This window comes from Ovoidimarina sediminis, from assembly GCF_032586175.1.
In the GTDB taxonomy this organism is placed as follows: domain Bacteria; phylum Pseudomonadota; class Alphaproteobacteria; order Rhodobacterales; family Rhodobacteraceae; genus Ovoidimarina; species Ovoidimarina sediminis.
Genome location: NZ_JAWHTE010000049.1, coordinates 1 through 12899 on the forward strand (window position 1 = coordinate 1; position 12899 = coordinate 12899).

General features: G+C 59.1%; 9 protein-coding genes. 4 read left to right on the plus strand and 5 right to left on the minus strand.

Annotated elements, in window-relative coordinates; genetic code table 11:
- Positions 1 to 214: 214 nt before the first annotated feature.
- The 5 genes from RXV90_RS25260 to bla all read right to left on the minus strand — a co-directional run bounded on the left by RXV90_RS25260 (position 215) and on the right by bla (position 6706).
- On the minus strand, positions 215 to 922 hold the full coding sequence (locus RXV90_RS25260; RefSeq protein WP_316653114.1) for a hypothetical protein: 708 nt from the start codon (positions 920 to 922) through the stop codon (positions 215 to 217).
- A 210-nt stretch (positions 923 to 1132) separates the two neighbouring features.
- Complete coding sequence (locus tag RXV90_RS25265; protein WP_316653116.1) at positions 1133 to 1837, minus strand: SDR family NAD(P)-dependent oxidoreductase; 705 nt, start codon at positions 1835 to 1837, stop codon at positions 1133 to 1135.
- A 370-nt stretch (positions 1838 to 2207) separates the two neighbouring features.
- Positions 2208 to 3971: an amidohydrolase family protein gene (locus RXV90_RS25270; RefSeq protein WP_316653118.1), complete on the minus strand. Its 1764-nt coding sequence runs from the start codon at positions 3969 to 3971 to the stop codon at positions 2208 to 2210.
- A gap of 100 nt (positions 3972 to 4071) precedes the next feature.
- Positions 4072 to 5478, minus strand: coding sequence for a serine hydrolase domain-containing protein (locus RXV90_RS25275; protein ID WP_316653120.1), 1407 nt, complete (start codon positions 5476 to 5478; stop codon positions 4072 to 4074).
- A 211-nt stretch (positions 5479 to 5689) separates the two neighbouring features.
- Complete coding sequence (gene bla / locus RXV90_RS25280) at positions 5690 to 6706, minus strand: class A beta-lactamase (protein WP_316653122.1); 1017 nt, start codon at positions 6704 to 6706, stop codon at positions 5690 to 5692.
- Positions 6707 to 6899: 193 nt separating this feature from the next.
- On the opposite strand from bla, the gene RXV90_RS25285 reads away from it, so the two are divergent.
- From RXV90_RS25285 to RXV90_RS25300, 4 genes are all read left to right on the plus strand, one after another.
- Positions 6900 to 7934 carry an AraC family transcriptional regulator gene (locus tag RXV90_RS25285; RefSeq protein ID WP_316653124.1) on the plus strand — a complete coding sequence of 345 codons (1035 nt, stop codon included), beginning with the start codon at positions 6900 to 6902 and terminating at the stop codon, positions 7932 to 7934.
- A gap of 554 nt (positions 7935 to 8488) precedes the next feature.
- Entirely contained in the window at positions 8489 to 9505 is a 1017-nt protein-coding gene (locus RXV90_RS25290) for an MBL fold metallo-hydrolase (protein ID WP_316653126.1), read from the plus strand.
- Positions 9506 to 10140: 635 nt separating this feature from the next.
- Positions 10141 to 10728 carry a prolipoprotein diacylglyceryl transferase family protein gene (locus tag RXV90_RS25295; RefSeq protein ID WP_316653128.1) on the plus strand — a complete coding sequence of 196 codons (588 nt, stop codon included), beginning with the start codon at positions 10141 to 10143 and terminating at the stop codon, positions 10726 to 10728.
- A complete protein-coding gene (locus RXV90_RS25300) occupies positions 10721 to 12172 on the plus strand; it encodes a radical SAM protein (protein ID WP_316653130.1) in 1452 nt (483 codons plus the stop codon). Before RXV90_RS25295 ends, RXV90_RS25300 begins: the two co-directional genes overlap by 8 nt.
- Positions 12173 to 12899: the final 727 nt, after the last annotated feature.

Consider the following 12899-nt stretch of genomic DNA (forward strand, 5'->3'; position numbering starts at 1 on the left):
CACAAAACCTCCGGAAACTCGCGAAGCTGATCCCCGCCACCCCGGTGACGGCCTGAGCGACAGGCCCAGTTACGCGCCATCGCGATCTGTTCGCGGCTCTCAACCCGACTTCTTCAACACAATCAGCCCGAAGCCGCCATCTAAGAGTACTGCATAAGTCATTGAAGTCGTTTCACCCCATCGGACCCAGTTGGCCACTAGATACACCGGCACGTCAGCCGCCAATTCGGTCAAGGAAGCGGTTGGCAGCGTCGTGGAGTTCGCTGTCGCTTGGTTTGCCGGGGACGATGGAAACGGCGATGCGATGGCGGACTTCACGTGCAGTAGCGTCTTTTCGAGTGAATCCGGCATCGATGGTATCGATCGGGCGGGAGAAGACGGGCGAGCGGTCGTCCGAAAGGGTGACATCGAAGCTCATTGCATAGTTCAACTCGCGGGGGACGCGGCCGGCATGGGCCACTAGCCTGTCAGTTTCCGTGACCCATTCGGCCAGGCCGAGGCCGCCTTCGATGAAACGTACGCCCGTCGCAGTACGCGGGGCGTCAGGAGTCGGGCACGCTGGGGTGGTGCCGAAGTTGTGAGTGATCCGAAAATCCATCTGCCGAAGGGCTGTGCCTTCCGGAACACGATCACGTCGGATCGTCAGGTCAGCAGATGCGATCGGGATCGTGAGGGTGATGCCCCCGCCTGTAGTTTCCGAGACGCGAACGAAGAGTGTAAGCGTGATCTCAGCCTTACTTGCCGAAAAGCGAGGATCGGAGCGGGTCGCGATGGCATCGAGTTCACATTGCGCAGCGGCAAGAACATCGGCGGCGCGCAGAAAGTCCTCCGGACCGCCGGGCGGTGCAAGCGCGGGCGGCTCGCGGTCGCAGGCAGTCAGAGCGGCTACGAACACGAGAGCGAGATATTTGGGAAGCGACAAGGTCAGCTTTCGGTTTCGGCTCGGTTATAGGCCAAGCGTGAATACAAAACGCTAGATTGTCGGGCGGGCTTCGGCAAGCGTCGCAGTGACATAGCGGTCAGTGGTCTGCCGCCAAGGGTTGCGACCCACAGAAAGGCTTTAGCACTAGTGCCAACACGGCGCAGCAGTTGTCCGCTCGGTCCGCGTAGCGGTCATCCGGCTACATGAAGCCTACCATTTCTCTCCAAATGGACGAATGTCGAGCTCGAATGTCCATGCCGATTTGTCCTGTTGAGCGAGCATCAAAGCCGCTTCCGCGATACGGATAGGCTTGATGAAGAAATCATCGGATTCGTTCGGTGCAAAGTTCGTTCGGGTGTCTTCAGTGTCGATCACACCGTCGATGATCAAGTAGACAACGTGCACACCCTTAGGGCCGAGCTGCTTTGCCAGCGAGTTCGCTAAGGTACGTTGGGCGGACTTCGAGGGAGCGAAAGCCGTTGTCCATACGTTGCCGCGAAGCGCAGCTGTGGCACCGGATACTATGATCACTCCCGAGCCACGCTCAGACATCTGAGGTCCCAAAAGCTTAGCGGTAGCAAAGAGACCAAGTGCTCCAACTCGCCAGCTTTGCTCGAACTGAAGTTCTGAGATATCTTCGAATGCCCCGAATTGAGCGAGGTCAGCGTTGTAGATCACGACGTCAATTTCGCCAAGATCACTTTGGACCGAGGCGAGAGAGCTCTTGAGGCTGTCGGGGTCTCCTGCATCACACCTGTAGGTTCGAACAGTTTTGCCGGTTGGCTCTGCTCCGTTGAGACTTGCCCCCGATCGACTCAGCAGTCCGAGATCGTATCCAGCTGCCTTGAAAACTTCGGCATATGCTGCCCCCAAGCCTGGACCGAAACCAATGATTGCGCAGACCTTCCCGCCCATGGCCAGTTCCTTCCTCGAACAATTCCACCAAGAGCAACCCTATCACAAACCCAACTGTTCTGCATTGAACGGCGGCATTGTCCGCTTCTCGGACGTCGAGCTAAATCTGATGAAGGTCCGCTTTCCGTGTTTGCGGACGTTCCCACCCGAAACCACGCATCGATCGCCCTGGATGACCGGTAAGCGTGGGGTAGCGGTCACCTGACAGAATTACTCGGATGACCGGGAAGAGCCCCTCTCAGACATTGGGGTCAGGCGCAGCATTCATCCCGCATGACGGCAACCAGACACTTGCCGCGATTTGACCGAAGGTCCGCCCTGCGACTGGCCAGACCTCCGATCGGGCAAGAGCGCTTCGCCCTATGCAGCGTCACTCGCAGCACGGGATCACGCGCGGGTCGTAGGCCGGTTGCGAGTTCGGCACGCCGCCACCGAAATCCTGCGGAACAGCGTAGAAGGCCTGTGTCCATGCAGGGACGTCCAGTGGTTCGAACAAGCTTTCCTGCGGCTCGTTGCGGATCGGCTGGCCTGGGTTCACGCCGCGCAGCACCTCGCCGCCATCGACCACCACCACGCCGTTGACGATCACGAAGGGAATGCCGGAGGACGGCAGATTGCCCTGCGCGTAGGTGGCGTTGTCGGTCACTGTCTCCGGGTCGAAAATCGTGATGTCGGCGATCATGCCCTCCTGCATCCGCCCGCGCTCCTGCATCGCTTTCAGCCCCGTAAGACCGAGCGGGCGCGCCGAGTTCCAGCTGAGCTGGGCGACGCTCTGCATCAGGGGGAGGCCGTTCTCGCGCCCCATGCGCAACGTCCGCGCGCAGCTGCCGGCCCCGCGTGGGTGACTGTTGGGCAGATCCTCGAAGGGCGTATCCCATGTGATGCTGTCGTCGAGGATCGGCATCCCGTCTGACGCGATCGCCACGTCAGGCAGCCGCAGCCAGTCGACGATGGCGCTCTCAGGCATCTTGTAGGCCAGCACCAGCCGCGCGGGCTCGCGCGCCATCATCTCCGTGCGGCTCTCCTGCGTGTACCATTCCCCGGTCAGCGCATCCTGGATGGTCTCCTCGTACTTGTAGCCGAGCTGATCTACCCAGATCTCCGGTTCGAGGAAGACGGCGTTCAGCGCCGTCGAGCCCGCCGCGTAGGGGTAGAGCTCGCCCCACATGTTGTGGCCTTGCGCGCGCATCCGCACCAGCAGCTCGTGCACGAGGTTGTAACCGGGGTTGTTAAAGTGACAGGCGATGGCGGGCGCGCCGAGCGCAGCGGCGTTCGCAAGCATCTCCTGGATACCGTTCGCTTCGCTCGTGTCCGTGCCGGGCGTGTAGCGGAAGTGGAAGGCGCAGGGCCTTCCATAAGCCGCGGCGATGCGCTGGATCTCGAAGACCTCGCGTGCCGATGCGCCGTCGCGCATGTAGCCGAGCGTCGAGCCGATGCCGACCGCGCCCGCGGCAAGGCCCGTATCGAGCACGCGCAGGATCTCGTTGCCCTTGTCGAGGTCCGGGCGGGTATGGGACCAGCCAGACTTGTCCGAGCCGCGATGGTTCATGGCCTCAGGCGCATCGATCGTCGTGATGCTGTCGAGCACCAAGGTACGCGCGAATTCGTGGCAGCTGGCGCAGCCGTAGTTGATCTGGTTGGTCCCGGTGCGCTCTGCGTACCAGTCATCAACCATCGTTCCGAGCGTCCCGATCTCGAGGTCCATAACCGTCGTTCGCCCGTCGAGCAGTGCGAGCTTGTTGCCCATGGGCCGGGGCCAGTGAAAATGCGTGTCGATGAAGCCGGGCGCGACGACATGGCCGCTGGCGTCGATCTGGCGGCCGCCCTCGAGCGGTTCGACTGTGATAGCGGCGATCCGACCCGCGCGCACGCCGACATTTGCGACCTGGTCAAAGCCGGTCTCGGGGTCCATCACCCGCCCGCCAAGGATCACGAGGTCGAATGGCTCCCTCGTCTGCGCCAAGGCTCTACCGGCGGACCCAATGGCGGCCGCACCCGCGGCAACACCAAGGTTGAACTCCCTGCGGGAGATCTCGTTCTCGCTCATGTTGTTCTCTCCTCGCCATTTCGGTTGGGCGATGCCGACGGCGACACCACGCGCCGCAGTCAGGTTCTTTGGGTTTGGTTTCTGCATTGGACGCCTCATGTCGTCGATGCAGCGCGTTCGGTGTAGAGTTCGATCTGCACTGTGCAGGATCGCCTCTCCACCTGATCCGTGGCTCTTGTCGCCCCGGTTATTCGAAGACAGTCCCGGAGAGGTCGAAATCATCGACTGCCCCTTCGCCCCGAATGAAGATCCGGTGGTTGAATCGCACGTAGTTCAGTTCGCCAGACGGATCTTTGAGCAATTCGCCAAGGGCTCCCTCGTTCGGGCCTTCGGTGATGATGAAATAGCCATCAGCCGTATTGGCCACATTGGCAGGCGCGGGATCCGATCCGCTGGTCAATGCGGAGAACTGCACAAACACATATTTATCGCCCTCTTTGCGGATCTCGATGTTTTGGGAATTCCCCTTGAAGACGCCGACGAAGGGATCGAGCACAGCCGGATCAACACCCGCTGCGACCGGAGAGTTGGCCTCGATTCCCGTGAAGGCTTTGACCATTGCATTCGCAACTTTCTTGTAGGCCTCGGATCCGCGATCGCTGTGGACCAAAACCACCACGGCAAAGTCGCGATCCGGGATCAGCTGCAGGAAGGAACGCGTGCCGGGCCAATTCCCGCCGTGGCTGGGGCTGGTGACCCCATCGTAATCGTGGATGAACCATGTCAACCCGGTAAAGTCGCCGGCCTCAGCCTCGACTGCCGGAGCGTGGGCATAGTCCAGCGCTTCTTTGGACAGCAGCTGGTTCCCGGCAGCGTCCTTGCCGTCCAGCTGAAAGCGGGCGTATTTCAGCATGTCGTTAACCGTCGACCGGAGTGCGCCGGAGGCTGCGGACTCTCTGATCAACGGAATGTAGTACGGCTTGAGATCGTTGATGCTGCCTTCGCCGTAGATCGGCGGATGACCCCATGCGTAATCCTTGGCCGGCGGGGTGGCGTCGTAGTTGAAGGATGACGACTCCATGCCGAGCGGGGTGAGCAGGTTCTCTTCGATCAGGTCCTCGATCGGCTTTCCGCCGGCATGCGACACCACATGGGTTGCGAAGGTGATGCTGGTGTTGTTGTACATCCAGGTTTGACCGAACGGATAGAGCTGCTCGACGTAAGCCGCCTGGAGCATGACCTTCTCGCTGATCGACCCGCCCGGAGGAACACGAAGGAACCCATGGTCGCCATACCAGCCAGCGCGATGGTGGAACAGGTCAACGACCCGGGCTTTCGACGTTGCTTCTGCATCCGCGACCCTCCACCACGGCAGGAGGTCGACGACACGCGCGTTCAAATCCAGCTCGCCCCGTTCAGACAGCTGCAGGGCCACCGTCGACAGGAAGGTTTTGGTCACAGAGCCAATTTGAAACTGCGTATCAGGGGTAACGGCCTCGTCGGTGCCTACCTTGGTGATGCCGAGGCCGGCGCTGTAGGAGTTGGGCCCATGGATGACCCCTACACCAAGCCCCGGGATGTTCATTTCCTTGATCAGTTCAGCAGTTTCGGCGAGGACCGCATCAAAGGTCGCCTGGCCCTCTTCCTGTGTCATGGCCTGCTGTGCGAGTGCCGGTGTGACGCACAGTAGCGACGAAACAAGCAGGGCAGGTAGTGGTTTCATTCGGTTCTTCACTGAGTTTTTCCTTTGCATTGGAGTCTTCACTGGAGTTTTCCTCGCGGGATAACGATGGCTTTTGGCGGAGAGTTCTGTCTTCGCCGGGCAGGAGCGCACTGGCAGGGTCTGCAAGGCGAAGTTTCACTGTTTACTGCTTCACCATCGGCCCAACGAGGAAGTAGTCGAACAGCGACCGGGCGACCTCGGCAATTGCCCGATCCCTGTCCGCCTCGGATGTCTCGCTGCTCTTGGTGAACACGGCGATTGCAAACCGACGACCGTCGGGGAGCGTGATATAGCCGACGTCATTGGCAACTCCGCCGATGGTTCCGGTCTTGTTCGCCACGGGCGTTCCCCGGGGTAGCAGTCCCTTGAGCCGACCAGCGCCGGTGCGCGTGCGCGACATGACATCAATCAGGAAGTCGCGGCTCTCGGCGCTCGTCGCCGCGCCGCTGTCGATGGCCAGCAGGAGTTGTAGCATCGCGAGCGGCGTTGACTGGTCGCGGGGATCCGCCTCGAAGCCCATATTGCGGTCACCCATGATCGTCATGAGCTCCGGTCGGGTCACAAAGGCCTCCATGGCGACTTTCATCGTGGCCGGTCCCGGCAGGCCATAGAATTCCCCGATGATCTCGCCAGTTGTTCGATCGACCCTGAAATCGGTGATCCCGAGCCTGCGCAGATATTCGGTCACTGCCGCGGGTCCGCCGGCCAGCCCCATCGAGATATCGGTCGCAGTGTTGTCGCTCTCCGTGATCATGATCTCGATCAGGTTCGCCACCGAAAGCTGGACCCCGGGGTGCACGAATGTGTCGCTCAGCGCCGCATCCCCGATCATCATCATGTCGGGTGTGACGTCGACCATCTGGTCGAGGCTGAGTTCCCCCCTGTCCACGCGATCCAGTACGGCAGCCGCGATCGCAACCTTGTAGGTGCTGGCCATGACAAAGGCCTCATCGCCATTGAAAGCGATGACGTCGTCGCCGCCGATTTCCTGCGCCGCGAAGCCGATGCGCCCGGCAAGTTTCGTCGCGATCCGCTCGATCGCGGCTCCAACGGATTGTCCGTCCGCTGTCTGGGCATAGGCCGGGGCGAAGGTCGCCGCCGAAGCCGTCATCAGCCCGGCAACAAGTGTTGCCGTCAGCAGGGCATGTTTGGCTTTCATGTTATTTTCCCTCAACATTTTGAGGCTCCAACACGTTCCAGAATGGCCCGCGCCGTGGTGCCGTCGCCGGCGGCGGGTGGTGACGGCCTGTTAACTAACATGCCCGGAGCGCAAACTGTTTGCCGCCCGCACCACGCCTGTCATAATTCTGTCCCGCAGGGTTAATCCCCAAGGCCTTAAGGGAGCGGCACCGATGCACAGGAAATCCGACCCGAAATTCACGCGCGGGATGCTGATTTTGGCGCCGCTGGCAAAGGCATTCACCGCGCGGGGCGGCGATATCGAAGCGCTGCTGGTCCGAAACGGGATTCCCCTCGGCGCGCTGACCGACCCCGCGATGCTCGTTGAGGCGTCCGCCTGCTATTCGGCTCTGGAGGACATGGCGGAAACGCTCGGCGATCAGCATTTCGGCGCGAAGGTGGCGATCGAAACCGCCGGGAAAGGAACGCCCGCGTTCCGGGACTCGGCAACCCACGCCATCAACCTTGGAGACTTTCTGTCCCGCCTGGTGGTGGAAGTCTCGAAGCAGGTTGATAACGTGCGGTATTCCGTGTCGATCACCCCGGGCATTGCGACCTTCGAAATCCACCGCGCCGTGCGCATGCCCGAGCCGTCCACGCAACTCGATGCAATCGGCGTCTCCCTGTATGTCACCTTGATCCGGAAGGGGATCGGAGACGCCTTCGACCCGAAAGACATCCTGATCACGGTTCCGTCCACCCGGGGGCTTCTGCCGGGCTTTCTTCCGAAACAGGCGCTGATCACATCGCAGATCGACGGCTTGCGGATTTCATTTCCGCCGCACTGGCTTTGGGCACCATTCTCGCTGGACTGGGACCTGGTGGAAAAGTCACGAGCGGAGTTTGCCCCAGATGGCGCCAGCGAAGCGACCCTTACCTATCTTCGCGGCATGCTGAAGGACAACATCGCTCATCAGGATCTGACACTGAACGACTTTGCCTCGATCTGCCGCATGCATCCACGCCGCATCCAGCGTACCCTGTGGGCGCAGGGCACCTCCTACAGTCAGATGAAGGATGACGTGCGCCAGAGTATCACGGAAGACCTCTTGTCGAACACGACCCTACCCATCGCGCAAATTGCCCTTCAGGTAGGTCTCTCCGGCCCGGCCGCCCTCGACAGGGCATTCAGGCGATGGACCGGTAGGACGCCGACACACTTCAGAGCAGAGTCAAAGCCCAACCAGGTTGATAGGATCCCGGGTTGACCGGTTGCCGAACGACCGCTTTCGGGACTCCAAGCTGCACTGCAGCGAGGAGATGGCTCCCAGGTAGTGATCTCGACAATAATGAAACACGCCGCATGCGCATCGATACAGTTAGTCCGCACTCTGGACGTTCGCATGCCCTTGGTGCTGCACTCACGTGCGAACGGCTGCTTCAGGGAAGCTGCGGAGCACGACGTGCGCAGCTTCGATCGTCCGCTAAGGGCCGGGCGAGGCGGTCGAGACGACAAGGACGAACGACCGGAAAGTCCGCTTCTCGGACATCGAGCCTGATCTTGGGAATGTCTGCTGTCGGCAGAAGCGGACGGTTGGGCCCGAAATTGCGTTTCGACGGCCCTGGATGACCGCTCAACGCCCAACAGCGGTCACCTGACCAAAAGACTCGGATGACCGGGGAGAGCCCGAAGCTGCCGATTGATTGAGTCGTCATGACCGTCAGCCGTGAGCCCCGAACGGTCGTTCAATCCGTCCTCGCTTGATACGATCGAGAGGCTCGGTCACAATTGATTTTGAAGCTGACGTGGAGGTTCTGCCAGATGACGAATGACCTTGCACCAAGGACAGCGTTCAAACCCGCAACTGTTGATCGACTGAGCATTCGGGTCGTTGTTGATTCCAGTTACGACCTGTTCGCGCCGAAATACGAGCACCCGCACGTCGATGTCAGTCACATCACATTCATCCCCGGACGGCAGATGACGACACTCGCATGCGAATGGGGGCTTTCATTGCATCTCTGCTCGGAACGAAAAGGGGAAACCGCACAGCACATTCTAGACTTTGGTTGGACCCCAGAGATCATCAACCGTAACTTTGATCTTCTTGGAATCGACCCAAACAGGATCGACGGGTTAATCCTGAGCCACGCACATCGCGATCACTTTGGTGGTCTTGCCGGATTTGTCGATCATTACCGGCACAGGATGCCCGATCAGTTGCCCTTCTATGTTGGCGGCGAGGAGACTTTTCGAGAGAAATGGTTGGGCAAAAAGGAAAACCCGTTTTCATGGGGCGCTCTGGACGGCACGTGGCTGACGGCGCAGAACGTGATGCCTGTGTGCTGCAACCAGCCGCACGACATAAAGCAGGCCTTCACGACCGGTTTCATCGAACGGGATTCTTTCGAAACCGTCACCGGAGGTTCAATGATTGTCGAAGGTGATGAGCCCTACAATCACTTCACACAGGCGGAGTTAGGCGGAAGACTCGTCACCGATTTGCACCCGGACGAGCACGCAACCTGCTACATCGTGCAGGGCAAGGGACTGGTCGTCATCACTTCTTGTGGACACGTCGGCTTGATTAACACTGTCAGAGCGGCCATGGCCGTATCCGGGGTGTCGAAACTTCATGCCGTTATAGGCGGGTTCCACCTCGGTCCAGCTCAGTTTGACTATATAGATCACACTATAGACGAACTGCAATCTTTGGACCCGGACGTTGTCCTACCCATGCACTGCTCAGGATCGAACTTTATTGCAACGATGGAGCGGAGAATGCCTGACAAGCTGATCACGACCAATGTCGGGTCGCTCTTCACCTTTACGAGTTGAGGTTCGTCTTATCACCAATCAGAGCAATCTTGGCGATCAGTCAGGAAAAACCGCTAAACGCCTGACTCTCAATGAGCGTCCGCATAGTCCGCTTCTCGGACATCGAGCGCAATCTGGGGAAGGTCCGTTGTCGGCAGAAGCTGTCGTTCCCACCCGAAACCACGCACCGATCGCCCTGGACGACCGGTAAGTGTGGGGTAGCGGTCACCTGATAGAACTACTCAGATGACCGGGAAGAGCCGATTGTGTTGAAAAACTCTGCAACTCGAAATTCGCGTTGAGAATCTGGAACTCTGTTCTCGCATATATCCTCATAGAAAACGTGGTTTGCCATTAGGAAAATTCGCGGGAAGATGTTCTGCCAATCCGACCTTCCGAGACGGGACACCGTGTTTTTCAACACAATCAGCCCGAAGCGGACATTGATCACATAGCATGCCTCGTTTCTCCTTCCGTGAGGCTTCTTGTAGGGCTAGGCTCGCAGTAGTTCTATCGGGGAGCGGCAACCGATTACATCTTTCATATTCTCAGGCACGCACCTTCTGTTCGATTCTGCGGCCTCGCTATCGGCTCTTTCAGTAACCATTTTCGTGTATCGTTGGCGGCTACGCCCAATTGTGGACAGAACTGTTGGCGTGGCGGGCTCAGGCTACGCCGCCGCCTTGCTAATTGGTGCCCTAATTGGCGGGTACGGTTTCGGCACACTCAACCTCGCGCTCTCAAATCTGCCTGGAATTGGCCGCAGCATCCTCGGCGCGCTGGCCGGGGCAATAGTCGCTGTCGAGCTTTACAAGCTTGTCCGCGGCATTCGCGGATCGACCGGGCTAATTTTCATATTCGCTTTCGCAACGACTGTAATGGTTGGCCGCTGGGGTTGTTTTTTCGCCGGCCTGCCGGATCAGACCTACGGCATTGCGACGACAATGCTCTGGGGCGCCGATTTCGGTGACGGAGTCCTTCGGCACCCGGTGCAACTCTACGAATCCGTATCCATGGGGCTGTTCTTACTTGCGTCCCTGGTTCTTCTTGCGCATCGCAACCCATGGTTCATGGCTAATGGCTTTTACCTTATGACCGGGTTCTACGCCGTGCAGCGTTTCGCCTGGGAGTTTTTGAAACCCTATGCGGCGGTTATCGGACCGCTCAACTTGTTTCACCTGATTTGCCTTGCTCTCGTCGCATATTCGACGATCATTCCAGGGTGGAGAAAAGAGAATGCCTGAGCGCAAGGTCGCCCCATATATCTTTCATGGCCAAACGGTTTCGCTCTGTGATCAATGCCTTGCGCCAGTACCGGCGAAGATCGTCTTCGATGAGGGCAAGGTCTACTATCTCAAGCGCTGCCGCGAGCACGGGGTGCGCAAGGCGCTGATCTCGAACGACATCCCGTATTACAAGCGTTGTCTCGACTGGCTGAAGCCGGGCGATCGACCGCAAGAGTTTCAGACCCGTATCGAAGCTGGTTGCCCTTATGATTGTGGTCTGTGCCCCGATCACGAACAGCATTCCTGCCTTGCCCTGATCGACGTCAATGACGAATGCAACCTAACCTGCCCGGTTTGCTTCGCGGACAGCTCGCCTTCGCGTAGCGGTACTCTCAGTCTTGCCGAAGTCGAGGCGCGGATGGACGCGCTCATGGCCAGTGAGGGCGAGCCCGACTTGCTGCAGATTTCCGGGGGAGAGCCGACGGTCCATCCCCGAATTATCGACATTCTACACGCGGCCAAGATACGGCCGATCCGCCACCTTATGCTCAACACCAATGGCTTGCGAATTGCTCGCGACAGGGAGTTCGTAGAGCAATTGGCAGAGCTGATGCCGGGCTTCGAGGTCTACCTGCAATTCGACTCGCTGGAGCCTGATACCCTCAAGGCGCTGCGCGGGGCCGATCTGACCCGTATCCGCCAGCAGGCACTCGAAAATCTTGAGGAGGCCGGGATCTCGACAACGCTAGTGGCGGTCATCAGGAACGGTCTAAATGACCATGAAATCGGCGCGATCATTAACCACGCCTTGAGCTGGTCATGCGTCCGCGGCGTCACTTTCCAGCCTATCCAGGATGCAGGCCGGATCGAGGGGTTCAATGCCGGCAGCAATCGTGCGGTGCTCAGTGAGATCCGTCGCTCAATTATCGACGCCGAGAACCCGTTCGGCGAGGACGATATGATCCCGCTCCCCTGCAACCCCGAGTCTATTTCAATCGGTTACGCGTTGCGTCAAGGCCGGGCGATCGCACCAATCACCGGGCTTTTACCGCGAGAGGTTCTCGTCGACGCGCTCCCGAACTCAGTAAGCTTCGAGAAGTATCCTGAACTCCGGTCGCGCATCAGCGATTTCTTTTCACTCTCGACCTCACCCGAACTCGCGCCGGGGCGACTAGAGGCATTGCTGTGCTGCCTGCCCGAGATGCCCACTCCGCGAGAGCTTGGATATGCAGACCTCTTCCGCGTCGCGGTGGTCGAGTTTCTCGACGCTCACAATTTCTGCATCAGCCGAGTAAAGCGCTCCTGCGTGCATTTCGTCTCGGGTGACGGCAAGATCATCCCGTTCGACACCTACAATCTCTTCTATCGCGACGAAGCAGCGCGGGCACGAAAAGCAGCGTCTTACGCGGCCTTTCGGCGACAGCTGGCGGACAACGCAATCGTTCTGGAGGGCGAGCCGTGAAGCAAATCATCGTGGTAATCTTTACACTTGCGGCGCTTTTCATGGGCGGGTGCGGCCTACTGGTTAGTATAGTCAGTATTATTGATTGGTACCCAAAGACCAGCGTTCCCGTATTAATTATTTCTCTCTCATCAATGGCCATTGCCCTGTTGCTCGGATGGCTTGCTCGGCGCCTACGCCAATCGCCTCCGTCCGACGAAAATCCTCGCGATTAGCGGGGCGTGACTGTTTCCCTCATGTCGTCGTCGTGATCCAAAGCTTCCCTTAACTTTGTGCACTCGTCGTTTTGACAGCTTTGACTTCGAGTTTCTTCTGAGTGATTGCGCTTTTTGCAGAGAGGCCTTACGCCCCATCTCGCAATATTGAAGTCAGACGCCGACTTATGCGCCGGCGTTCCGGAGCACTTCTGACTGTTGGGATCTGCCGCCGTCGCGCACTGTGACCCGCGATCGCCAGGGCGACTGCTAGCGACAGATACGTTTTCGTGCATCGCTTCTAGTTCGGCTTTGTCCCGCTTCTCGGACATCAAGCTTAATCTGGCGAAGGTCTGCTGCCGGTAAAAGCGGGCGTTCCTGCCTAAAATCGCGCATCGATCGCCCTGGACGACCGGTAAGTGTGGGGTAGCGGTCACCTGACAGAACTACTCAGACGACCGGGAAGAGCCGATTGTGTTGAAAAACTCGGTGTCCCGCCTCGGAAGGTCGAATTGGCAGAACATCTTCCCGCG

Bases quoted from the DNA above. Each gene is read 5' to 3' on its own strand.
- bla (WP_316653122.1), bottom strand. From the start codon at position 6,706: ATGAAAGCCAAACATGCCCTGCTGACGGCAACACTTGTTGCCGGGCTG.
- RXV90_RS25290 (WP_316653126.1), top strand. From the start codon at position 8,489: ATGACGAATGACCTTGCACCAAGGACAGCGTTCAAACCCGCAACTGTT.
- RXV90_RS25300 (WP_316653130.1), top strand. From the start codon at position 10,721: ATGCCTGAGCGCAAGGTCGCCCCATATATCTTTCATGGCCAAACGGTT.
- RXV90_RS25275 (WP_316653120.1), bottom strand. From the start codon at position 5,478: ATGACACAGGAAGAGGGCCAGGCGACCTTTGATGCGGTCCTCGCCGAA.
- RXV90_RS25265 (WP_316653116.1), bottom strand. From the start codon at position 1,837: ATGGGCGGGAAGGTCTGCGCAATCATTGGTTTCGGTCCAGGCTTGGGG.
- RXV90_RS25285 (WP_316653124.1), top strand. From the start codon at position 6,900: ATGCACAGGAAATCCGACCCGAAATTCACGCGCGGGATGCTGATTTTG.
- RXV90_RS25270 (WP_316653118.1), bottom strand. From the start codon at position 3,971: ATGCAGAAACCAAACCCAAAGAACCTGACTGCGGCGCGTGGTGTCGCC.